This is a genomic window from Tritonibacter scottomollicae (genome assembly GCF_003003215.1).
GTDB lineage: Bacteria > Pseudomonadota > Alphaproteobacteria > Rhodobacterales > Rhodobacteraceae > Epibacterium > Epibacterium scottomollicae.
The window spans coordinates 375896-399585 of record NZ_PVUF01000002.1; the positions used below are offsets into that span (position 1 = coordinate 375896).

The window sequence follows — 23690 nt, forward strand, 5'->3', positions numbered from 1 at the left end:
ACTGCACCACGGCAAAAAAGAACCGCCCCGAAGGGCGGTTCCTGATGTCAATCTTCGTGCGGGATCAGGCTTCTGGCGTCCAGCCGCCAACGGCCTTCACCTCGAGGAAGTCCTCAAGCCCCCAAACGCCGCCTTCGCGACCATTGCCGGATTGCTTCATGCCGCCAAAGGGCGCACCGGCGCTGCGGGATTTGCCGTTCATTTCCACCATGCCGGAGCGCAGAGCCCGCGCCAGACGGTTGGCGCGTGCGCCGTCCTGCGTCTGGACGTAGTTGGTCAGTCCATAAGGCGTATCATTGGCGATCTCGACCGCCTCTTCCTCGGTCTCGAACGGGATGATCGCCATCACCGGGCCAAAAATCTCTTCGCGCGCGATGGTCATCTGGTTGTTCACATCAGCAAAGACCGTGGGCTTCACGTAGTACCCTTTGTTCAGCCCATCCGGGCGACCGGTGCCGCCTGCCACCAGACGTGCGCCCTCATCGATGCCCTGTTGGATCAGGTCCTGGATCTTGGTCCACTGCAGTTCATTGACGACGGGACCAATATGGCGGCCTTCCTGAGAGGCGGGGCCGACCTCGACCTTGTTGGCGACTGTGGCGGCTTCTTCGACCACACGGTCATAGATGCTCTTCTGGACCAGCATCCGCGAGGGTGCGTTACAGCTCTGGCCGGTGTTCTGCATCATATGCAGCACACCACGTTTCACCGCCTTCTCATCCGCATCCTCAAAGACGAGGTTTGCGCCTTTGCCACCAAGCTCCAGATGCACCTTCTTCAGCGTGTCAGCGGCCGCCTTGGAGATCGCCGTACCCGCGCGGGTGGAGCCGGTGAAGGACACCATATCCACATCCGGGTGCGACGACAGCTGCGTGCCAACGCCCGCACCATCGCCGTTCACAAGGTTGAACACACCTGCAGGGAAGCCCGCCTCATGGACCATCTCGGCAAAGATCATCGCGTTCAGCGGGCTTTGTTCGGACGGCTTCAGTACCATGGTGCAGCCCGCAATTGCCGCGGCGCCAAACTTCAGCGTGATCTGGTTCATCGGCCAGTTCCACGGCGTGATCAGGGCCGTCACGCCGACCGCTTCGTAAATGATCCGGTCGTTGGGGGCATGATCGCCAAGGGGGCGTTCGAACTCGAAGTTTTTCGCTGCTTTCACAAACCCATCGAGGTGCCAGCTGCCCGCGCCGACCTGGCTGCTGCGGGACAGATCGATCGGCGCGCCCATCTCCGTGGACATGGATTGCGCAAGCTCTTCGGTACGGGTGTTATAGACCTCGATCAGTTTCTCAACGAGCGCGATACGTTCAGCAGGAGGGGTCGCCATCCAGCCGGGCAATGCTGCCTTCGCAGCAGCAACGGCAGCATCCGTGTCGGCCTGTGCGCCCAGAGAGATCACCGTGCAGGCTTCTTCTGTGGATGGGTCTATGACGGCACAGTCGTTGGCTGCAGAGGGCGCAACCCACTGACCATTGATGTAAAAATCACGTTTCTCAAGCATGTTTCAGCTCCCCTATCAGGTATGGAATCTGGCCGGTCTTCGGCGCGTTGCGGGCAGTGTGTCAGTGACCGCAGCTCTCTACAAGTCGGATTTTTGATCAAATTCCGGCGTCAGATCTCGCGCCTCATGAAACCGTGTTTTGTCAGCGTATTGAACTTGTAATTTCTGTGGGAGATTTGGTGACCTGCGACAAAAATGGACGTGAATGGGCAATATGCTTTCACCCGGACAGAAACGGAGTAGGTTTGGCGCAGCGATTCACGCGACTTGATACAGGAGGAGCACTCAAATGGGTTTGCGTATTAATGACGTAGTGCCGAACTTCACGGCAGAAACCGATCAGGGCACCATTACTTTTCATGATTGGATCGGCGACAGCTGGGCCATTCTGTTCTCTCACCCCAAGGACTTTACTCCGGTTTGCACCACAGAGTTTTCTGCAGTGGCGCAACTGAGCACAGAGTGGGCGGAGCGCAACACCAAGGTCATCGGTGTATCTGTCGATAGCGCCGAGGACCACCGCAAGTGGAAGAGCGACATCGAGAGCTACGGCAAGTCCGAAGCTGGTTTCCCGATAATTGCGGATGAGGGTCTTGCGGTGTCCAAGGCCTTCGACATGCTGCCCGCCGAGGCCTATCTGCCTGATGGCCGTACCCCCGCCGACAGCGCAACCGTGCGGTCCGTCTTCATCATCGGTCCGGACAAGCAGCTGAAGCTGTCCATGACCTATCCGATGACTGTGGGCCGCAACTTCGCGGAAATTTTGCGGGCGTTGGACGGTTTGCAGATCTCCGCCAAGGGTGTTGCCACCCCGGCTAACTGGGTGCCGGGCGAAGATGTCATCATCCCACCGTCGGTGTCCAATGAGGATGCAAAAGCGAAATTCGGCGAGTTCGAGACGATCTTCCCCTACCTGCGCAAGACAAAGGCGCCGGAGTGAAATCTCAATCGGTCACCGTGTGCTGCATGCGGTGACCGCTCTTGCCGCGTTATGCCGCGTCGGCTGAGGCAGCAAAAGCTTTGCCGCGGGTCCGTCTCAGGTTCAGGGCTTCGTCTCGGATCGTGTCACCAAACGGGCCGTCCAGATCGCGAACAAAGCGCAGCGTCAGATCGGAGGCGTCTTCGTCCAGCCAGATCGGCGATTTCTTCAGAAACGCGAAACCACGGCTTTGATGCATCAGGCGCGGCTGGGTGTAGCTGATCCCTTGACGGGCGACTGCCGTCAGGATGAAGCCGATCAATTCTTCCCGTGTGGCCGTACGGGACATGAAATCCTCTCTCAACGCCTTAGCGCGCGGCATTTCGGGAATGATGGTGTCCCGAGCGACGGCCTTCAATTCCGTGTCCGAGAGGCGGGCCAGCTCAGTATCGAGGTCCGAAATATCCAGCGTGCTACCATGACTGAACCCATGTGAGATAATCCAGCTGCTCAACCCGATCTCGCCCCGACGAACGGTCACCGTCTTGTTGTTCGTCAGCGGGAATTTGCGCCAGAAGCGTCGGAAGGCCGGTGACTTCAGAACGTTTTCAGAGATCATCAGCGCAAATGAGCAATAGTGAAAGTTGCGGTGATCGCAACTATAGCTCCAGCGGATCTGCCTGTAGTCTTCGAGATCGACGCGCTCATGGCCATAGTTGCTGGCCGCACCGACAAAATCCAAATTCAACGCTTCGGCCTCATGCAACCAATCACCAGAGTTCGGGAGCGGGAACCAGGCGGAGTCGTTCAACAAGACAAGCCGTTCAACAGATTTGAACTCGTTGATGACCTCGAGCACCCCATCACGATACCCGCCAAAATCATAGCCGAAGTTCGGACGCTCGATGATGCGCGATGACAGTGCAGTCAACTCGTCCCTATCGGTGTCAGATAGCGGTAGGTTCGACACAACCACCGGGCTATAGCCATTGTCGATCAGATAGCGCAGTGCCACTTTGTGCGAGGCCAGAACGCCAGTTTGCGGGAAAATAAGGTAGATTGCGACCTTGTTGGTTTGTGGAGCAGCGCCGATGTGGGTCCGCTTTTTACGCGCCAAAATGTGATCATAGTACGGTTGCGCGAAGAACAGACTGCCGAGACGTGGTGGCAAACGGCTCAATTGTTTGAAAGGCCGTATCAGTTCACGTTGGATTTTCCACAGGGACAGCGACATCAGTTCACCAGAGACAAAGTAGGATAACGGGCGGCCAGAAGAGAGGCGCAATTCATAGCGTGTTGCCGAGGAGGCGACAACTGCGTGGTCAGCCCCAGGGCAGGGGCAGGTTGGCGGTGTTTTGCTGGTAAGCCGCGAGCACGCCGCGAAGATAGGCCCAATGTTTCGCGCGTTTGCGCTTCGACAGGAGCGTCAACGGTGACGCAAGCTGCAACAGCGCATCTGAAAGCGCGCGGGCATATGCCCCTGGCAGGGCGTGTTTGCGGGCCGCATAGACCCGCGACTGTCCCATGTACCAGGCCTTGAGCGCAGCGGTACGGGGAGAGCGCACGGTGGACTCTCCAAAGAGATGTGTCACCTCAGCGCCGGTGACCAAGCGCAAGGGGCCACAGTCCCGCGCCAATCTCAGGCTGAGGTCATCATCTTCGTGAAACAGAAAGATCTTCGGGTCGAACCCGCCGATGGTTTCAAATGCCGCGCGGCGCACAAATATGGCGGCACCTGACAGAACTGGAAGTTCGCAATCTGCCTCCGCGGCGGCGCGTGGCAACCAGTGGGATTTCGGGAGCAGCTTGCTGCGACGCTTGAACGCGAGCCTGCCATCCCCCTCGCGCAGGCGTGGGTTGAAGGCGCTGGCCTCAGGATGGGCCTCTGCCGCCGCCAATAGCACCCGAATGGCGCCGGGGGCTAGACTGGCATCAGGGTTCACGAAAAACAGGAACTCACTGTTGGAGTGTGCAGCGCCCAGATTGCACCCTCGCCCGAAGCCGATATTCGTCTCAGAGACCACCAATTCCGCGCCATGGGTTTCTGCAAGCCAGCGGGTCGCATCGGTATCTGCCGATCCGTTGTCCACCACGATGCAGCGCACGTCCTCAGGCAGGGAGGCCAACAACCCCGGCAGGATCTTGGACGAATTATAGGCAACGGTAATGACGGTGACGCGGCTCATGAGATCCTCGGTCGGCGCGGCGGGCGCGCCATAAAAAATGCCCGGGACCACCGGCCCCGGGCATCTTATGTCAGATCCGCATAATGCGGGGAAAGACTTATTCAGCGTCTTCTTTCTTTTCGACGATCTCTTCGCCGGTTTGCTGATCGATCATTTTCATCGACAGGCGCACCTTGCCGCGATCATCAAAGCCCAGAAGCTTGACTTTCACTTCCTGACCTTCCTTCAGAACATCCGAAGGGTGGTTCAGGCGGCGGTTTTCGATCTGGCTGACGTGCACAAGGCCGTCGCGCTTGCCGAAGAAGTTCACGAAGGCGCCGAAATCGACGATCTTCACGACCTTACCGGTGTAGATCGCGCCTTCTTCCGGCTCTGCAACGATCGAATAGATCATTTCATAGGCCTTCTTGATGGCCTCGCCGTTGGCGGATGCGATCTTGATGATGCCATCGTCGTTGATGTCGACCTTGGCACCGGAGACTTCGACGATCTCGCGGATGACCTTGCCGCCGGAGCCGATGACTTCGCGGATTTTGTCGGTCGGGACCTGCATGGTCTCGATGCGCGGCGCGTGCTCGGAGAACTCGGAAGCTTCGGTCAGCGCCTTGGACATTTCCTCAAGGATATGCAGACGGCCCGCTTTGGCCTGAGCCAGCGCGGATTTCATGATTTCAGGCGTGATGCCCGCAACCTTGATGTCCATCTGCAGGGAGGTGATGCCCGCTTCGGTGCCCGCAACCTTGAAGTCCATGTCGCCGAGGTGATCCTCGTCGCCGAGGATGTCGGTCAGGATGCCGTAGGAACCGTCTTCTTCCAGAACCAGACCCATCGCAACACCGGCAACCGGTGCTTTCAGCGGAACGCCCGCGTCCATCATGGACAGGGAGCCACCGCAAACGGACGCCATGGAGGAGGAGCCGTTGGATTCGGTGATCTCGGAAACCACACGGATGGTGTAGGGGAAGTCGGTCGGCGCAGGCAGAACCGCCTGCAGCGCGCGCCATGCCAGTTTACCGTGGCCGATTTCACGACGACCGGGGCCACCAACACGACCCACTTCACCAACCGAGTAGGGCGGGAAGTTGTAGTGCAGCAGGAAGTTGGATTTGAAGTTGCCGTGCAGCGCGTCGATGAACTGTTCGTCATCGCCGGTGCCCAGCGTGGTCACGACCAGACCCTGTGTTTCACCACGGGTGAACAGGGCGGAGCCATGGGTGCGCGGCAGGAGGCCGGTTTCGCATTCGATGCCGCGAACCTGATCCAGCGCACGACCGTCGATGCGGCGGCCGTTCTTGACCACGTCACCACGCAGAACAACGGATTCCAGCTTCTTCAGCGCGGAGCCGAGGTTGCCGTCTTCCTGCTGTTCTTCGCTCAGAGCGGCGATGATCTCGTCTTTGGCGGTGCCAACGGCGGTCACGCGTTCCTGCTTGTCGGAGATCGCATAGGCGGCGCGCATCTTCTCTTCACCAGCTGCTTTGACCGCAGCATAGAGGTCGGAGTAATCCGGCGGGGTGAAGTCGAACGGCTCTTTCGCGGTCTCTTCCGCCAGCGAGACGATCAGGTCGACGACCGGCTGGAGTTGCTCGTGGGCAAAGGTCACCGCGCCGAGCATTTCTTCTTCTGTCAGCTCGTAAGCCTCGGATTCCACCATCATCACGGCGTCTTTGGTGCCGGCGACGATCAGGTCCAGACGCTGCTCCGGGTTCAGGCGCAGGTCCTGCATGTCGTCCACGGTCGGGTTGAGAACGTAGTCGCCACCCTCATAGCCAACGCGGCAACCGGCGATCGGACCCATGAAGGGCACGCCGGAGATGGTCAGCGCGGCAGAGGCCGCGATCATCGCGACGATATCCGGGTCGTTGACCAGATCGTGGGACAGCACGGTGCACATCACCAGAACTTCGTTTTTGAAGCCGGGAACAAACAGCGGGCGGATCGGGCGGTCGATCAAACGGGCCGTCAGCGTCTCTTTTTCAGTCGGACGCGCTTCGCGTTTGAAGAAGCCGCCCGGGATTTTGCCGGCGGCGTAGTATTTTTCCTGGTAGTGCACGGTCAGCGGAAAGAAATCCTGACCGGGCTTTTGTGCGCGGGCGTAGGTCACGTTGGCCATGACCGAGGTTTCGCCAAGGGTCGCGATCACGGTGCCATCTGCCTGGCGCGCAACCTTACCCGTTTCCAGTGTCAGCGTTTCTTCGCCCCACTGCATTGTTTTCGTCGTCACATTGAACATCTATCGTATCCTAAGTCGGAGCACTCCCAGGCGTATCCTGGGTCTCCATATTGCGTAGCGGCCCCATTGCCGCCGACCCCCTATGCTATCTTGCTTTCGCGTGCCGGGGTCTGGGCACATCGTCTCAGATAGATCCGCCCTTACAGGAGTTCGGCGCAAAAAGAAAGCGTTCGCTGTGGTGTCGCATTGCGCGCTCAGCGGTTGCGGGGCTGTGCCAGCGTCTTCTGTTCGACCGCATCGAGGTGGGCCAGAGCGTCCTCCTCGCCCAGACCGGCCCGGCGTGCCGCCTGCCAGATGCGGCGGCAGGACTGCGCCGACCACGGAAGAGAGGCCTCGCGCACCCAGGCCCGCAGGGGCGGCGGCAGCCGGTCATAGGCCGCCATCGGATCTTCGTGCCTGCGCCGGGTGGGCAGGGACACTGCCCCCCGGTTGCCATCCCGGTCCCGCCTGGCCATGGTCAGGCCGCCTGTTCGGCGCGCCGCCACAGCGGAAAGGGATCTGCCAGGGTTTCGCAGTCTGGCAGGGTCTCGGCGGTGATCTCCGGCATCAGGCAGGCGTCCAGCTTGGCCGTCAGCGCCGGCCAGTCGATGCCGGCGCCGATAAAGACCAGTTCCTGCCGCCGGTCGCCAAAGGGCTCCTGCCAATGGGCGCGCATGTAGTCCCGCGCCTGTTGATGCGTAGGCCAGCGGTCCTGCGGCACCGAGGCCCACCAGGTGCCCAGCGGTGCCACGCTCGACAAGGCACCGGCGAGCGAGAACTCCGCGACCCAGTCGGGGCGGGTGGCGATCCAGAAATGCCCCTTGGCCCGGATCACCCCGGGCAGGCTGCCGTTCAGCACATCGTGGATCTTCTGCGGGTCGAAGGGCGCCCGGGCGCGGTAGACAAAAGAGGCAATGCCGTATTCCTCGGTCTCCGGCACGTGATCGGCAAAGCCATAGAGCTCCTTGGCCCACATCGGGTGCTCATGCGCCTTCTCGAAATCAAACAACCCTGTGTCGAGGATCCTGTCTGCGGGCACGGCGCTGAAATCCGCTTCGATGATGTCAGTATCCGCGTTGAGGCTGCGGATGATCTTGCGCGCCGCATCGACCTGCTCCGGCGTGGCCAGGCTCACCTTGTTCAGCACCACCACATCGGCAAATTCGATCTGATCGGTCAGCAGATGTACCAATGTGCGTTCGTCTTCCTCGCCCATCGTTTCGCCCCGGTCCGCCAGCAGGTCGTGGCTGGCAAAGTCGCGCAGCAGGTTTACCGCATCGACCACGGTCACCATGGTATCGAGTCGGGCCACATCCGACAGGCTCTCGCCCTCGGCGTCGCGGAAATCAAAGGTCGCCGCGACGGGCAGCGGTTCCGAAATGCCGGTGGATTCGATCAGTAGGTAGTCAAAGCGCCCCTCCTGCGCCAGGCGACGCACCTCCGCCAGCAGGTCATCGCGCAGGGTGCAGCAGATGCAGCCGTTGGACATCTCCACCAAGGTTTCCTCAGTCTGGCTCAGATCCGCGCCGCCCTCGCGCACCAGATCGGCGTCGATGTTGACCTCGGACATGTCGTTGACGATGACCGCGACGCGACGGCCCTCGCGATTGTTGAGGATGCGGTTCAGCAGCGTGGTCTTGCCAGCGCCGAGAAAGCCGGAGAGCACGGTGACGGGAAGGCGGGGATCGGACATCTGCGACTCCTGTGTGATGTGTTATAACGTAACAATCACGAAGCGATTGCAATGACAAGTCCCCGAAATCAAAAAAGCCGCGCGCCGATCCGGAACGCAATTCACGCCAGACTCACAATCGGGAGACACAGACAGCGCGTCACGCGTTTCGATCTGCCAATGCGGTTGGGGCAAAAAGAAACGCCCGCTCCTGTGCAGGAACGGGCGCTCTTTGAACCGAAGTCCGGGCGGATGTCTTAGCGACGGATGCCCAGCTTCTTGATAATGTCCTGATAGCGCGCTTCTTCTTTGCCCTTCAGGTAGTCCAGCAGCTTACGGCGCTGAGCAACCATTTTCAGAAGGCCACGGCGACCGTGGTTATCTTTCTTGTGGGTTTTGAAGTGCTCTGTCAGCGTGGTGATACGCGAGGTCAGGATTGCAACCTGGACTTCCGGAGAACCGGTGTCGCCCTCTTTGGTCGCGAATTCTTTCATCAAGCGTGTTTTTTCTTCAGCTGTAATCGACATCGGGGTCTCCTTCATAAGGTTAGAGTTGATGGCGCAGGCCGGGATGTCGTCCAGCACAGGCCCATGGAGAAATCCACGCACGAAGCTCACGAGGTTTGATTCCACGCGCGGATGCGGGTCACTACGGGATCGGGGGCAGTATTGCAAAGGAAAAGCGTGACAAGGACGTGAGCGCAGTCTGCCAATAGCGGTGGGGGCGTAAGGATCGGCAGGGCACGCGGGCGACTGTCAGGTCGGGATCGGCAGATAGGCGACGTCTTCGTCGTTTGCTTCGACCAGGATGATGTCGTCAGCGGTCAACCCTTCGGCGCCCGTAAGGCGCATCGCTTCTTCACCATCAAGCCTGACGATGGTTTGTTCGGGCACATCCGGGTCTGCCTCGACTTCGAGCGACGGTTGGTCCTCCGTGCCGTCGTAAACGAGCAGGAGCTGATCCTCTTCGCGGTCGAAGTCTATGAGGTCGACAGTGCCCTGCGCAATCCAATCGCCCAGCAGAAGTTGATCTGCTCCGTCGCCGCCGGTCAGCACGTCAGAGGCGCCCGCGATCAGGGTATCATCTCCGTCTCCGCCGTTTACGAAGTCACGCGTGTCGCCATCATCGGCGCCATTGACCAGATCATCTCCGGCGCCACCAAACAGCGCATCTTCGCCTTCGCGGCCGGACAGGATGTCATTGCCATCGTTGCCATGCACCGCATCAGACCCTTCGCCACCGGTCAGTGTGTCATCGCCCTGACCGCCATGAAGCGTGTCGTCGCCGCTGCCACCCTGAAGCTGATCGCTGCCAAAGCCGCCATAGAGGGCATCATCGCCATCCTCGCCTGCCAGCGTGTCGGAACCTTCTTCGCCATGAAGTGTGTCGGCGCCGGTCCCCCCGGTCAGAGTGTCGTCTCCCTCATCGCCATAGAGGTCGTCATTGCCGCTGCCGCCATCGAGTGAATCATCTCCGGCGTAGCCATTAATCTGATCATCCCCGCCGAGGCCAAGGAGCGTATCATTCGTGGTGCTGCCTGACAGGTGATCGAGCGTGTCGGTGCCAATGTGAGTCGTGCCGAGATTGGTTGCGCTTCCCTCGGTCCCGTCCTCGTCGTTTGCCGCGCTCACATCTTCTGTGTCGCCGTCGGGATCGGAGCCAGAGAGAAATACGTCAGGTGACACAACGTTGTTTCCGGTGCGTGTCACACCCTCGTCAGAGGTCTCCTCATCGTCCTCGTCGGAGTCAAAATCGATCATGATCGCGCTGCCAACAGCAGCGATTCCAAGAATACTGGCCAACCACAACACGGTACTGGTCCACTTCGTACTAGATACACTCAACCAGTATGAAGGATGGCACAGGATAGCTTAAAGCAGAATACAAAACAGGAACATCGGTTAATGAACCCTATGGATCGACCTCCTGAAGCCAGATCCGGGGCGCTTCGGCATACGCGATATAAAGCGGGTGTTTGGGATGTCCGGCCTTGCTGAGACCGAGGTGATGCAGGGAGCGACCGCTTTGGCGCAGAGTGGCGGCCACCTGCGGACCTTGATTGCGGTGCGCGCCATGCGTGCCCCAGGCGCAGATCACCATGTCGGCCCAGTCCACGCCCTGCAGCAGCACCTCCATATTATCCGGCCCTTCGGGGTCCGCCGCGGCGCGCATGTCGCGCGGATCCGTGGCCCGATAGGCAAAGATATTGGTGGCCTGAAATCCGCCGAATCCCAGCGCCCTGGCCCGACGTTCGCACCGCTCGATGGTGGGGTCGTTCTGTACCTCGGTGGCTTTCGAGGGGTTCAGCATCACGAACATCACCTTCTGCCCAGCCGGATCCCAGATCCGGCTCAGGCTGTAGCGATAGGTCTCGCAATCGGAATAGACGGCGGTGGAGGGCGCATCGCCCTTGACGTGATGGCGGGTGATCATGCCAGCGGTTTTGCCGCATCCCGGCGGAATGCGCAATTCCCCCGGCGTTTTCACCGGAGGTCTGCAGGTATAGGTCAGCACAGTTGACGTTATGTTTCGCGCGCGAAACAATGGGTCAGGGAGTTTTCCCTATAATTTACAACATCTTAACTGATCTGTCGCGGGTGTGAGTGGCCTTCGATCCCCGGGTGTCAGTCCTGATTGAACACCCGGGAGGGATGCAATTCACCCGCCTTGTAGTTGCCCACGGCAACGGCCTTACCTTCCAGAGAGGCCCAGGCCTCTTCGCCGTACTCCACGTCGGAGGCAATCACCATGCCGGGGTTGCCGTTGCGCAGACGTACTGCGCCCTGCGCGGTGCATTTCAGTTCCGGCAGGTCGATCAGGCCCTCTTCGAGCGGGCGCAGGAACTGGTCGATTTCAGGGGATTTGGCCAGCGCGTCGATCTGCTCCAGCGTGACGCCATCCTCGGCATCAAACGGGCCAGACCAGACCCGCCGCAGCTGCTTCACATGGCCGAGGCAACCGAGTTTCTCGCCGAGGTCGCGTGCGATGGAGCGCACGTAGCCGCCCTTGCCACAGGTCATCTCCAGCACCACGTGATCGGCGTCGGGACGGTCCAGCATCACCAGCTCCTCGACCCAGAGGGCGCGGGCGGACAGCTCCACCTCTTCGCCATCACGGGCCAGCTTGTAGGCGCGTTGCCCGTCGATCTTCACCGCGGAGAACTTCGGCGGTACCTGCTGGATCTCGCCGATGAAGCCCTGCAACGCATTCTTGATGTCTGCATCGGTGGGGCGGGTTTCCGAGGTGGCCAGCACCTCGCCTTCAGCATCATCGGTGTTGGTGGCCGCGCCGAGGGTCACGGTAAAGGTATAGGCCTTCATCGCGTCGGTGATATAGGGAACCGTCTTGGTGGCCTCGCCCAGGGCCACGGCAAGCACGCCGGTGGCTTCGGGATCGAGGGTGCCGGCGTGACCGGCCTTTTTTGCATCAAACGCCCAGCGGACCTTGTTCACGACGGCGGTCGAGGTCAGGCCTGCGGGTTTGTCCACCACCAGCCAGCCGGAAATATCGCGTCCCTTGCGTTTGCGTCCCATCAGAGTCCCCTAAAATGTCGGATAAGGCGGGCGGGGTAACGCAGGACACGAGGGCTGTCAATTCTGCAGCGTGTCCGATTCCGTATCCGGGATATCTTCGACCACACCCACCACAGGCCCCATCATGAACCCCACATCCGAACGCCCCAGTTCCGGCGCGTGCAGGCGAGAGATATTGCCATCGAAATAGAGCGCTTGCGGCAGGCCGAGATGATCGCGAAACAGGCTACCGAAATCGTGGAAGTTCACCGCGTTGCGCGAGATCGCAAAAACCACGCGGCTGCCGTCCGCACTGGTGCCGACACCGTTGCGAATGTAGCGAGAATCGCTGTCCTCCAGGAACCGCGGGTGCAGATCGCCGTCGATCACCAGCATCGGCCCGGATTGGGTGGCGCTGGTGCAGGTGGTGTCGCTGGCCTCATAGGTCAAGGTCTCGATCACGTCGGCGCGGTTCGGGCGCAGACAGAACACCCCGTTGGGCACCAGGCCGAAGTTGCCGGGGCCGGGGTTGGTGACCAGCCGCATCTCTTCTACGCCGTCTTCGACATAGAGCCCGACCGGTGAGCGATCCGTGTGATACATGCCCGCATTTGTGCCAAAGACGAGGCGTTTGCCGGAGGTCGCGAGATGCGCCTCGATGGTGGAGAAATGCCCCATAACCACGCCATCGTCATCGCGCAAGAACAGGCGCAGGTCTTCACTCGCGGCATCGACTTCACACAGGCTATAGCGATTGCCAGCGTAGCTCTCATCGCGACACTCCACGGCGCGGGCCGCATGTGCCCACAGAGACATGGACAGACTCAGCGACAGACCGAGCAGGGAGGCACGGGCCCACATCGCTTCAGTCCTCGATGTCGCGGCGCACCGCGTCCTGCTCGAAGATCCGGCGGGTGTCGTCCATCCGGTCGAAGGTCTCGTCAATCTGAAAGCGCAGATCCGGTGTGAATTTCAGCCCGGTCTTCTTGCCGATGGCGCGGCGCAGCTCTCCCTTGTTGCGGGCCAGCAGCTGCAGCACGTCCTCTTGCCCCTTGCCGCCAAGCGGCAGCACATAGGCGGTGGCGATTTTCAGATCGGGGGAGGTGCGGACCTCGCCGACGGTGATCGAAAGACGGTTTAGCTCCGGGTCGTGGATATCACCGCGCGCCAGCACCTCGGACAAGGTGCGGCGGATCACTTCGCCGACGCGAAGCTGACGTTGAGAGGGACCGGGACCGTCGTGAAATTTGTTCTTAGCCATGAAACTCGATCTATGCCGAAACCCGCCCTTTGCCAAGCGGTCCCCGTCAGGGTAGGAGGATTCAAGCGGATAGTCCAATCAGAGAGTGAGGCCATGACGGATAAACCAGGGATCGTGATCACCGGCGCTTCGGGGCGCATGGGGCAAATGTTGATCAAGACGGTGCTGGAGAGCGACAAGGCCGAGCTGGCGGGCGTGGTGGAGCGCAATGGCCACGACTGGATCGGGCAGGACATCGGCATCGCCATGGGCGGCGCCGCGCGAGGCGTGATTGTCACTGATGACGCGCTGGAGGCTTTTTCCGGGGCGCAAGCGGTGATCGATTTTACCGCGCCTGAAGCAACGATCGCCTTTTCGCAACTCGCGGCACAGGCGCGCTGCGTGCATGTGATTGGCACAACCGGCATGACGGAAGAACAGATCGCGCGGTTGCAGCCAGCTGGTCGTCAGACAGTGCTGGTGCGGGCGGGCAATATGTCTCTGGGGGTGAACCTGCTGGTGCAGCTGACAAAAAAGGTCGCTGCCGCGCTGGATGAGGATTTCGACATCGAAGTGATCGAGGCCCATCACCACCACAAGGTCGACGCGCCTTCCGGCACTGCGTTGATGCTGGGCGAGGCCGCGGCCGAGGGCCGGGGTGTCACGCTTGCGGATGTTGCGGACCGGGGCCGCGATGGCATTACCGGCGCGCGCAAGTCAGGCGATATCGGCTTTACTGCCATTCGGGGCGGCGACATCGTGGGCGAGCATGACGTGCTGTTTGCCGCCGCCGGCGAGCGTATCGTGCTGCGCCACATGGCCACTGACCGCGCGATCTTTGCCCGCGGTGCGCTGAAAGCGGCGCTCTGGGGGCAGGACAAGGCGCCTGGTGAGTATGACATGATCGACGTGCTCGGCCTCTGAGGTTTCTGGGCCGCCCTTGCGGGCGGCTGCCTCCGGCGGAGGTATTTGGCAAAAGATGAAATGTAGCGGCGCCCTGTTTCATCTTTTTGAAAATATCTCGGGGTGAGCGCCCGAGCCGGGCGCGAGGGGCAGCGCCCCTCTGCGCGACGGCTCAGAAGTCGATAGCGATGCCCTTTTTCTCCCAATCACCATAGCGGGCCGGGTCGGGGCCGTCGCGACCGCCCAGTTCGATTGGCTGCGCTGATTCTGCTGCGCGGGCTTTGCGGCGCGCCTCGGCTTCGTCGAGCGCGCGCTGGGCGGCGGGGGGCAGATCCTCTGCGCGGGGGGCTTCAGGGGCGTCGCTCATGGGGTCTTCTCCGCAGGGTGGGTTTCATTATGCTTGCGCCATGATATACGCCCGCGTCCGCTGTGGACAAGCCGATGCCCCATCAGGAGAGCAATTGCATGAGTGACCGCCCAACATCCGCAACCGATGCCCGCCGCGCGGCGGTAGCGCTTCTCGACAAGGTTCTGGGTGAGGGGCTGTTGCTGTCCGAGTGTCAGGCGCAGGTTCTGGATAAGCTGGAACCGGCGGACCGCGCCCGGGCGCAGCGGTTGACGCTGGAGGTGCTCCGGTCCTTGGAGCGAGCGGACCGGGTGTTGCAGAAACACTTACGCAAACCACCGGCGCTGTTTGTGCGCAATGCCTTGCGTCTGGGCACGGTGGAGCTGTGCTCGGGCGGTGCGGCGCATGGGGTTGTGAATGACATCGTCAATCTGGTGGCGCGCCATCGCCGCCACGGTCAGCTCAAGGGGCTGGTCAATGCGGTCCTGCGCAAGGTCGCCGAGGAGGGTCCGGCGGAATGGGCCAAGCTGCGGGTGCCACGCCTGCCGAAATGGCTGCGCAGCCCGCTGGCGCAGGCCTGGGGCAGCGAGGCCATGCTGGGGATCGAGGCGGCTCATCTGCGGGGGGCGCCGCTGGACCTGAGCGCCAAGCCCGGCGCGGATCTGTCGGCATTGGGCGGCGGGCTGACGCTAACCGGCAGCTTGCGGCTGGAAGAGGCCGGCCAGGTCTCAGCCTTGCCGGGGTTCGAGCGGGGCGATTGGTGGGTGCAGGATGCTGCGGCAGCACTCCCCGCGCGGATCCTCAATGCGCAGCCCGGCGAGCGGGTACTTGATCTGTGTGCAGCACCTGGCGGCAAGACCTTGCAGATGGCGGCTTCGGGGGCGGATGTCACGGCGGTGGATATCTCGGAAGGCCGTCTGGCACGTTTGCAAGAGAACCTGGCGCGCACCGGATTGTCGGCGAATGTGATCGCCGGTGATGTCATGGCGCAGAGCGGGCAATACGATGCGGTACTGCTGGATGCGCCCTGCTCCGCCACGGGCACCATCCGTCGCCACCCGGATCTGCCCCATGCCAAGGACGGTGCCGGGTTTGGTGCGCTGATCGAGCTGCAAGCGCAGATGCTGGCGCATGCCTGGACGCTGGTGAAACCCGGTGGCCGCTTGGTCTATTGCACCTGTTCGCTGTTGCCGGATGAAGGCGAGTGTCAGATCGAGGATGCGTTGGAGATGTTCCCGGAGGCGCGGGTTGGCGATGGCGTCAGGACGTTGGAGGGAATCGATGCAAGCTGGATCACTGAGGAAGGCGGTCTGCGTCTGCGTCCGGACTACTGGCCGGAGGTCGGCGGCATGGACGGGTTCTACATGGCGGAGCTTGTGAAAGCGGACGTCTAGCGACTGACTTTTTTCGGCAACATCAGTTACCGGGGGAGGGCTCCCGCGCCCGCAGGTGCCTTCCCGGCGGCAAGCCCCCTTGGCGGTCTTGGGCCCGGCCCTTGACCCTCCCATGGAGGGTCAAGGGACCCGCCTTGCGGGCCATCCGGCCTGCAAGGCGCCAGGCCCAACGGGAGCGGATCATCTCCGCATGATCCGGCGACGGGCGGGAGCATCCCCGACGGTGTGCCAGCTCTGGTTTCATGGTTCTCCGACGCAGCTGTGACACAGAGCGCATGACACCTGCGCCACCGCGCGTTATCCTCTGGCCAAAACGCCAAAGGCGTGTGAGGCAAGAGAGCATGTCCAGATACGATCGAATGGCCAGTCGCGGAACGCGTCTGCTGAACCGCTATACCGCCTGGAAGGCGCGCAAGCAGCCTGCGGCCACGGGATTCGTGTCGCAGCCGGAGCCGCGCACCATCGGCAGCTTTGCGCGCGGGCGCCAGCTAGTGGCCGGCAACCTGCTGCTTGCGGGCTACCTGGTCGAGAGCAGTACCACGGGGCTGTGGGATGTCGACGCGCCGGATTTTGCCTTCGAGGCGGAGCGGCAAGGCTGCACCTGGCTCGATGATCTGGCAGCCGTCGGCGACATCAAGGCACGTCGCAAGGCGCAGCATTGGGTCTGGGGCTGGATCGACGAGTTTGGCAATGGCACCGGCCCGGGCTGGTCACCGGATCTGACCGGACGACGGGTGATTCGATGGATCAACCACGCGCTGTTCCTGCTTAGTGGCCAGGACAAGCCAGCCTCGGACGCCTTTTACCGGTCACTGTCGCAGCAAACCTGGTTCCTGTCGCAGCGCTGGAAAGGGGCTTCGCCGGGGCTGCCAAGGTTCGAGGCACTCACCGGGCTGATCTATGCCGGGCTGGCGCTCAAAGGCTGCGAGGAGCTGGCGGACCCGGCGGTGCGGGCATTGGCACAGGATTGCGAAACGCAGATCAATGCCGACGGAGGTCTGCCCACTCGCAACCCGGAAGAATTGCTCGATGTCTTCACCCTGCTGACCTGGGCGGCGGCGGCCCTGCACGAGGCCGGGCGCTCGGTGCCCCGCGAACATCACGCCGCTCTGGACAGGATCGCGCCCACCCTGCGCGCGTTGCGCCATAGCGATGGGGGGCTTGCGCGGTTTCACGGCGGTGGGCGTGGGCAGGAAGGCTGGCTCGATCATGCCTTGGCGGCCTCACATGTGCCAGCGCGTGCCTTTGATGGATTGGCGATGGGGTTTGCCCGGCTGTCCGCAAGGCGGACTTCGGTGATTGTTGATGCCACCGTACCGCCGGTGAGCAAAGCGTCCTATAACGGACATGCCTCAACCTTGGCGTTCGAGCTGACTTCTGGTCGGCGTCCGTTGATCGTGAACTGCGGCGCGGGTGAGAACTTTGGTCTCGAGTGGCGTCGCGCCGGGCGGGCGACACCATCGCATTCTGCCCTCTGTGTCGAAGGGCATTCCAGCGCCCGGCTGGCGCAACCGCAGAAGGGCACCGGCCATGAATTCCTGATCGAGCCGCCCACTAAGGTGCCGATCGAGCGCGACGACCTTGATGATGGCTACCGGTTTCAGGGCGCTCATGATGGTTATGCCCGCCACTTCGGGGTAACTGTCGCCCGCGCATTGGAGCTGTCCGTGGATGGGCGGATGGTTTCGGGCGAGGATATGTTGCTCGCGCTGGATGGGGCAGCCAAGAAACGCTTCGACAAGGCGCTGGATTCCGGCGGGCTGCAGGGAATCGGTTATGATTTGCGGTTCCATCTGCACCCGGATGTGGACGCGGCCCTTGACTTGGGGGGCGCGGCAGTATCCATGGCGCTCAAGAGTGGGGAAATCTGGGTATTCCGTCACGATGGTCAATGCGACCTGAAGCTGGAAACCAGCGTTTACCTGGAAAAGACCCGCTTGAAGCCGCGTCAATCGCTGCAAATTGTCCTGTCGGGCCGGGCCATTCAATACGCGACCCAGATCCGCTGGACCCTCAGCAAGGCGCAGGAAACGGCCGTGGCCGTGCGCGATCTGGCCCGCGACGAACCCATGGCCTACGAAGAGTGAACCTGAACAAGGATTCTGACACCTATGACCGACCTCCACCCCGTCCGCCGCGCCCTTCTGTCCGTCTCTGAAAAAACCGGGCTGATCGAGCTGGGCAAATCCCTCGCTGAGCGCGGGGTTGAACTGCTCTCGACCGGTGGCACTGCAAAAGCGCTGCGTGATGCGGGTCTCGCCGTTCGGGACGTGTCTGATGTGACCGGCTTCCCGGAAATGATGGACGGTCGTGTGAAAACCCTGCACCCGATGGTGCATGGCGGTCTGCTGGCGCTGCGCGACAATGACGCCCATGTGGCGGCGATGACCGAGCATGGCATCGGCGAGATCGACCTGTTGGTGGTGAACCTTTACCCGTTCGAGGCGGCGCTGAAGCGGGGCGCGGCCTATGACGAAATGATCGAGAACATCGACATTGGCGGCCCGGCGATGATCCGTGCGGCGGCGAAGAACCACGCGTTCGTCAACACCGTGGTGGATGTCGAAGACTACGGCGTACTCTTGGAGGAACTGGACCAGAACGACGGTCAGACCTCTTTCGTGTTCCGTCAGTGGCTGGCGCAGAACGCCTATGCTCGCACAGCGGCCTATGATGCGGCGGTGTCGAACTGGATGGCCGGTGCCATCGGCCTGGAAGCGCCGCGTCGCCGCGCCTTTGCTGGACAGATCGCGCAGACGCTGCGCTATGGCGAGAACCCGCATCAGGACGCAGCTTTCTACACCGATGGCAGCGACCGCGTGGGCGTTGCCACCGCACAGCAGCTGCAGGGCAAGGAGCTGTCCTACAATAACATCAACGACACCGACGCGGCCTTTGAGCTGGTGAGTGAATTCGCCCCCGAGGACGGCCCTGCGGTGGCGATCATCAAACACGCCAACCCTTGCGGTGTGGCCCGGGGCGCGACCTTGATTGAGGCCTACACAAAGGCCTTCGACTGCGACCGCACCTCGGCCTTTGGCGGCATCGTGGCGCTGAACCAACCGCTGGATGGCGAAACCGCTGAGGCGATCGCCCAGATCTTTACCGAGGTGGTTATCGCGCCGGGCGCATCCGACGAGGCCAAGGCGATCTTTGCCGCCAAAAAGAACCTGCGCCTGCTGATCACCGATGGTCTGCCCAACCCGCAGGACGCAGGCCTGACCACCCGTCAGGTCTCGGGCGGCATGCTGGTGCAGGACAAGGACATTGGCCACCGCGCTATGGATGACCTCAAGGTGGTGACCGAAAAAGCCCCCACCGAGGCACAGATGGCGGATCTGCTGTTTGCCTGGAAAGTTGCCAAACACGTGAAATCCAATGCGATCGTCTACGTGAAGGACGGTCAGACCGTGGGCGTTGGTGCAGGCCAGATGAGCCGTGTCGACTCTGCCACCATCGCCGGCGTCAAGGCGCAGCGGATGGCGGATGCGATGGAGCTGCCCGCAAGCCTCGCGAAAGGGTCTGCTGTGGCGTCCGATGCGTTCTTCCCCTTTGCCGACGGTCTGATGGAAGCGGCGGCCAATGGCGCCACCTGCGTCATCCAGCCCGGTGGCTCGATGCGCGATGATGAGGTCATCAAGGCCGCCAATGAGGCGGGTCTGGCGATGGTCTTCACCGGCATGCGTCACTTCCGTCACTGAGTCCGGAGCAGTAACTGATATGCGGAGCTACGTGCTTTACCTTGCCGCCTTTGTTGCGTTGATCATTGATCAGGCAACCAAGATCGGGGTCGTGTTCGGCCTGGATCTGGTCAATCGGCTGCGACTCGACGTGGCTCCGCCGCTCCTGACCTTTCGGTATGGCGAAAACCGCGGTATCAACTTCGGCCTGTTCGACGGCGGCAGCGATGCAAGTCGCTGGGCGCTGGTGGTGATCTCACTGGTGATCTGCGTTGCGGTGTTCCTCTGGGTGCGCCGCAGCCATGGCCAGAGCCGGATGATGCAGCTCTGTGCCGGTCTTGTGATCGGCGGTGCGCTGGGCAATGTGGTGGATCGGGTGCTTTATGGTTATGTGCTCGACTTTCTCAACATGTCCTGCTGCGGCGTGAACAATCCCTTTGTTTTCAACGTCGCGGATATCTTTATCTTTGCGGGCGCGGCGGGGTTGATCCTGTTCGAAGGCCGCGCGAAAAAGCCCGCGTGACCTCCTGCGCGATATGCGCTAGAGGTGACTGAAACGTCTAAGAGGACCGCGCCCCATGCGCTTTGCGACTGCACCGATCATTCTGGGTTCCGTTTTGCTGTTGTCGGCCTGTGGCAACAAACCGCTGCATGATCTTGATGCGCGCCGCAACAGTCCTGATGAGTTTCTTGTGCTGCCCAGCAAGCCGCTGGAAGAACCGGCAAGCTATGCGGCTCTGCCGGAGCCGACCCCCGGCGGACGCAACCGCACGGATCGAGACCCTAAGGCAGAAGCCGTGGTGGCCCTGGGCGGACGCCCGAGCGGCACGGATATTCCTGCCGGCGATGGCGCGCTTGTGACGGCCGCCAGCCGATATGGCGTGCAGGGTGATATTCGCGAGTCGCTGGCAACAGAGGATGCGAAGTATCGCAAACGGGCCGGTATTCTTGCCAACATCAAGCTGTTCCCGGTCGACCGCTACGCCGAGACCTACGAGCGTCAGGCGCTGGACCCTCAGGATGTGAGTACGGCGTACCGTCGGGCCGGTGTGCCGACCCCCTCTTCGCCGCCAGAAGGCGAATAATCCTTCACAATTTCGGCAAACCGGCTTGTGGCGGGCGTTTTGCACCGTAACTTGATCTTCAGCAGACGAAACCGACTCTGCGCCGGGGCATGCCATGGCATGTGCCGGAATGATCGATCTGGAGGATAGAACATATGACATCTGTGGCAGCGTTTCCGTCCGGGCTTCGGGCCAGCTGGCGGGTTGCGCTTTGTGCCCTGGCGATGACGGCGGGTCTTGGTGCGCCCATGCTGTCCGCCCAGGAGACCGCACCCGCTGCTGAGGCCGCGCCCGCAGAGGCACAGTCAGGGGCCGAAATGGTGACAACCTTCACGCTGGAAAACGGCATGATGGTTGTGGTTGTCGAGGATCATCGGGCCCCGGTTGTTCAGCATATGGTCTGGTATCGCGCCGGATCGGCGGATGAACCCGTAGGGCAGAGCGGTGTTGCGCATTTTCTCGAACACCTGCTGTTCAAAGGCACCGATACGCTGGAGGCGGGTGAGCTGTCGGCCACCGTGGCGCGCAATGGTGGCCGCGACAATGCCTTCACCAGCTATGATTACACCGCCTATTTTCAGCGGGTTGCGGCGGATCGCCTTGAGTTGATGATGCAGATGGAATCGGATCGGATGCGGAACCTGCGCCTGACCGAGACTGACATCGTGACAGAACGCGAAGTGATCCTTGAGGAGCGCAATCAGCGCACCGACAATGATCCTTCGGCGCTGTTCCGGGAGCAGATGCGGGCGGTTCAGTATCTCAATCATCGCTACGGCCAGCCAGTCATTGGCTGGCGTCACGAGATGGAAACGCTGTCGATGGAGGACGCGCTGTCCTACTACGGCACCTACTATGCGCCCAATAACGCGATTCTGGTGGTCTCCGGGGATGTGAGGCCAGACGAGGTGCGGGCCTTGGCCGAGACATACTACGGTGTCATTCCCGCCAATCCCGATTTGCCCGAACGCCTGCGCAGTCAGGAACCGCCGCAGAGCGCGGCGCGGCGTCTAGCCTTTGCCGACGCGCGGGTGGCGCAGCCTTATGTGCAGCGCTCTTATTTGGCACCGGAAAGGGATCACGCCAGCCAAGAGAAAGCTGCGGCGCTCTATTTGTTGTCGGAATTGCTGGGCGGGGGCACGACTTCCTATCTCGCCAACGCACTGCAATTCGAGCAGCAGGTCGCGGTCTATACGGCTGCTTTCTATTCCGGGGTATCACTGGATGACACGACGTTTGATTTTGTTGTCGTGCCTGCCGACGGTGTGACGCTTGAGGAAGCAGAGGCTGCGCTGGACCGGACCGTGACACAGTTTTTGGCCGAAGGCGTCGACAGTCAGCAGTTGGAGCGGATCAAGTTGCAGCTGCGCGCCTCCGAAATCTATGCCCGTGATGACGTGGACCGGATCGCCAACCGTTACGGCCGCGCGCTGACCTCGGGGCTAACGGTGGAGGATGTGCAGGATTGGCCGCGTGTGCTGCAGTCAATCACCGAGGATGAGATCATCGCCGTCGCGCGCGAGGTGATGCGCCCCGAGACCTCTGTCACCGGATATCTGACCCAGAGCCAGCAGGAGGCTGACCAATGAGCCGGAACATGACAACCCTGCGCGCAAAAACTGTGGATCTGCGCCCGCTGAAGCGTGCGGTGCTGGCGCTCGTGGCCGGGTTTGCCCTGCTGATGGCGGCCCAGATGGCGCGGGCGGAGATCGACATCCAGGAGGTCACCTCGCCGGGCGGTATCAAGGCATGGCTGGTGGAGGATCACACGATCCCCTTCTCCGCACTGGAGATGCGCTTTCGCGGCGGGACATCACTGGATGCGCCCGGAAAGCGGGGCGCGGTACATCTGATGGGCGGATTGCTTGAGGAGGGCTCGGGCGAGCTGCGCGCGCAGGATTACGCACGCGCGCTCGAAGCGCTGGCTGCGAATTTCTCCTATGATGCAGATAAGGACACGGTCTCCATTTCTGCTCGCTTTCTGAGTGAGAACAGCGAAGAGGTGGTGGAGCTGCTGCGTCAGACGATTCAGGAACCGAGATTCGATCAGGATGCGTTGGATCGCGTCCGGGCGCAGGTTCTGGTGGGACTACGTTCGGATGAGAGCGATCCCAATGCGATCGCCGGGCGCAAATTTGCCGAACTTGCCTTTGGGGACCATCCCTATGGGACAAACGGCATCGGCACCGTGGAGAGCGTTTCAACGCTGACACGTCAGGACATGTTTGCGGCACATGAGGCGGTTTTTGCTCGCGACAGGCTCTATGTCAGTGCTGTTGGCGACATCACGCCCGAGGAGCTGGGCATGATGCTGGACGAGTTGCTGGGCGATCTGCCCGCTGAGGGCAGCCCTATGCCTGGTCCGGCTGAGGTGATGATCGAAGGTGGCGTCACGGTGGTGCCCTTTGCCACGCCGCAATCGGTCGCGTTGTTTGGCCAGAAGGGCATTGACCGGACGGATTCGGATTTCTTTGCCGCCTATGTGTTGAACCAGATCCTGGGTGGGGGCTCGTTCGAGACCCGGTTGATGCAGGAAGTGCGCACCAAGCGTGGGCTGACCTATGGCGTCTACAGCTATCTGGTGCCGCGCGATCTGGCCGCGACCTATATGGGGTCGCTCGCCTCGGCGAATGAGAAGATGGCAGAGGCCGTCGGAGTAGTACGTGATCAATGGGCCTCTTTGGTGGCGGACGGCGTGACCGAGGCCGAATTGCAGGATGCCAAGACCTATTTGACCGGCGCCTACCCGCTGCGGTTCAACGGCAATGGTCAGATCGCATCAATCCTTGTGGCGATGCAGATGGACGATCTTCCGACTGATTATGTGCTGACTCGCAATGAGAAGATCGACGCGGTGACGCTGGAGGATGTGAACCGGGTGGCACGGGAGCTGCTGGACCCGGATGGCCTGCGTTTTGTGGTCGTCGGTGAGCCCGTTGGGCTGAAGACGACGGACTGATCTGCGGCACTCGGCAGTGAGGTTGCGTGCAGATCAACACCCGAGCAACGCAAAATGAAAACGGCGCGGTCCCAAGTCTGGGCCGCGCCGTTTCTG

22 protein-coding genes are annotated in these 23690 nt (G+C 61.6%); 9 read left to right on the top strand and 13 right to left on the bottom strand.

The features are described from left to right. Positions 1-64 precede the first annotated feature (64 nt). The gene (locus tag CLV89_RS05630) at positions 65-1507 is read right to left on the bottom strand and encodes an aldehyde dehydrogenase family protein (protein ID WP_106162652.1); all 1443 of its coding nucleotides are present in this window, start codon (positions 1505-1507) and stop codon (positions 65-67) included. A 289-nt stretch (positions 1508-1796) separates the two neighbouring features. Here CLV89_RS05630 and CLV89_RS05635 point away from each other — a divergent pair, with 289 nt between their 5' ends. Then, positions 1797-2447 (top strand): peroxiredoxin, encoded by a 651-nt coding sequence (locus CLV89_RS05635; protein WP_106162653.1) that lies wholly within the window; start codon positions 1797-1799, stop codon positions 2445-2447. Between the two features lie 49 nt (positions 2448-2496). Here CLV89_RS05635 and CLV89_RS05640 read toward each other — a convergent pair whose 3' ends face one another. The 11 genes from CLV89_RS05640 to rbfA form a co-directional block, all read right to left on the bottom strand. Then, complete coding sequence (locus CLV89_RS05640) at positions 2497-3543, bottom strand: rhamnan synthesis F family protein (protein WP_165798090.1); 1047 nt, start codon at positions 3541-3543, stop codon at positions 2497-2499. A gap of 205 nt (positions 3544-3748) precedes the next feature. Further along, on the bottom strand, positions 3749-4612 hold the full coding sequence (locus CLV89_RS05645) for a glycosyltransferase family 2 protein (RefSeq protein ID WP_106162730.1): 864 nt from the start codon (positions 4610-4612) through the stop codon (positions 3749-3751). 97 nt (positions 4613-4709) lie between these two features. After that, positions 4710-6845 carry a polyribonucleotide nucleotidyltransferase gene (gene pnp, locus CLV89_RS05650; RefSeq protein WP_106162655.1) on the bottom strand — a complete coding sequence of 712 codons (2136 nt, stop codon included), beginning with the start codon at positions 6843-6845 and terminating at the stop codon, positions 4710-4712. 194 nt (positions 6846-7039) lie between these two features. Further along, positions 7040-7300, bottom strand: coding sequence for a DUF6525 family protein (locus CLV89_RS05655; protein WP_243394938.1), 261 nt, complete (start codon positions 7298-7300; stop codon positions 7040-7042). Positions 7301-7302: 2 nt separating this feature from the next. Beyond that, on the bottom strand, positions 7303-8517 hold the full coding sequence (zigA, locus tag CLV89_RS05660; RefSeq protein WP_106162656.1) for a zinc metallochaperone GTPase ZigA: 1215 nt from the start codon (positions 8515-8517) through the stop codon (positions 7303-7305). Between the two features lie 236 nt (positions 8518-8753). Next, complete coding sequence (gene rpsO / locus CLV89_RS05665; protein ID WP_106162657.1) at positions 8754-9023, bottom strand: 30S ribosomal protein S15; 270 nt, start codon at positions 9021-9023, stop codon at positions 8754-8756. A 228-nt stretch (positions 9024-9251) separates the two neighbouring features. Then, on the bottom strand, positions 9252-10256 hold the full coding sequence (locus tag CLV89_RS05670; RefSeq protein WP_207796888.1) for a calcium-binding protein: 1005 nt from the start codon (positions 10254-10256) through the stop codon (positions 9252-9254). 151 nt (positions 10257-10407) lie between these two features. Next, positions 10408-10929, bottom strand: a complete 522-nt coding sequence (locus CLV89_RS05675) for a DUF1643 domain-containing protein (RefSeq protein ID WP_106162732.1) — start codon at positions 10927-10929, stop codon at positions 10408-10410. Positions 10930-11120: 191 nt separating this feature from the next. After that, a complete protein-coding gene (truB, locus tag CLV89_RS05680) occupies positions 11121-12029 on the bottom strand; it encodes a tRNA pseudouridine(55) synthase TruB (protein WP_106162659.1) in 909 nt (302 codons plus the stop codon). Between the two features lie 57 nt (positions 12030-12086). After that, positions 12087-12824, bottom strand: a complete 738-nt coding sequence (locus tag CLV89_RS05685) for a phosphodiester glycosidase family protein (RefSeq protein ID WP_243394939.1) — start codon at positions 12822-12824, stop codon at positions 12087-12089. Between the two features lie 49 nt (positions 12825-12873). After that, on the bottom strand, positions 12874-13269 hold the full coding sequence (gene rbfA, locus CLV89_RS05690) for a 30S ribosome-binding factor RbfA (protein WP_106162661.1): 396 nt from the start codon (positions 13267-13269) through the stop codon (positions 12874-12876). A gap of 93 nt (positions 13270-13362) precedes the next feature. Between rbfA and dapB the strand changes: the two genes are divergently transcribed. Next, complete coding sequence (dapB, locus tag CLV89_RS05695) at positions 13363-14172, top strand: 4-hydroxy-tetrahydrodipicolinate reductase (RefSeq protein WP_106162662.1); 810 nt, start codon at positions 13363-13365, stop codon at positions 14170-14172. 151 nt (positions 14173-14323) lie between these two features. Here the strand turns inward: dapB and CLV89_RS05700 are convergent, their stop codons facing one another. Then, the gene (locus tag CLV89_RS05700; RefSeq protein WP_106162663.1) at positions 14324-14518 is read right to left on the bottom strand and encodes a DUF1674 domain-containing protein; all 195 of its coding nucleotides are present in this window, start codon (positions 14516-14518) and stop codon (positions 14324-14326) included. 98 nt (positions 14519-14616) lie between these two features. On the opposite strand from CLV89_RS05700, the gene CLV89_RS05705 reads away from it, so the two are divergent. The 7 genes from CLV89_RS05705 to CLV89_RS05735 all read left to right on the top strand — a co-directional run bounded on the left by CLV89_RS05705 (position 14617) and on the right by CLV89_RS05735 (position 23594). Further along, positions 14617-15891 (top strand): RsmB/NOP family class I SAM-dependent RNA methyltransferase, encoded by a 1275-nt coding sequence (locus CLV89_RS05705; protein ID WP_106162664.1) that lies wholly within the window; start codon positions 14617-14619, stop codon positions 15889-15891. Positions 15892-16232: 341 nt separating this feature from the next. Further along, positions 16233-17978 (top strand): heparinase II/III family protein, encoded by a 1746-nt coding sequence (locus CLV89_RS05710; protein WP_106162665.1) that lies wholly within the window; start codon positions 16233-16235, stop codon positions 17976-17978. Positions 17979-18002: 24 nt separating this feature from the next. Further along, positions 18003-19592 carry a bifunctional phosphoribosylaminoimidazolecarboxamide formyltransferase/IMP cyclohydrolase gene (purH, locus tag CLV89_RS05715; RefSeq protein WP_106162666.1) on the top strand — a complete coding sequence of 530 codons (1590 nt, stop codon included), beginning with the start codon at positions 18003-18005 and terminating at the stop codon, positions 19590-19592. A 19-nt stretch (positions 19593-19611) separates the two neighbouring features. Beyond that, positions 19612-20094, top strand: a complete 483-nt coding sequence (gene lspA / locus CLV89_RS05720; RefSeq protein WP_106162667.1) for a signal peptidase II — start codon at positions 19612-19614, stop codon at positions 20092-20094. A 55-nt stretch (positions 20095-20149) separates the two neighbouring features. Beyond that, positions 20150-20656, top strand: coding sequence for a DUF3035 domain-containing protein (locus tag CLV89_RS05725; RefSeq protein ID WP_106162668.1), 507 nt, complete (start codon positions 20150-20152; stop codon positions 20654-20656). A gap of 134 nt (positions 20657-20790) precedes the next feature. After that, the gene (locus CLV89_RS05730) at positions 20791-22224 is read left to right on the top strand and encodes a M16 family metallopeptidase (RefSeq protein ID WP_106162669.1); all 1434 of its coding nucleotides are present in this window, start codon (positions 20791-20793) and stop codon (positions 22222-22224) included. Beyond that, positions 22221-23594, top strand: coding sequence for a M16 family metallopeptidase (locus CLV89_RS05735; RefSeq protein ID WP_106162670.1), 1374 nt, complete (start codon positions 22221-22223; stop codon positions 23592-23594). The genes CLV89_RS05730 and CLV89_RS05735 overlap by 4 nt, the downstream gene beginning before the upstream one ends. Positions 23595-23690: the final 96 nt, after the last annotated feature.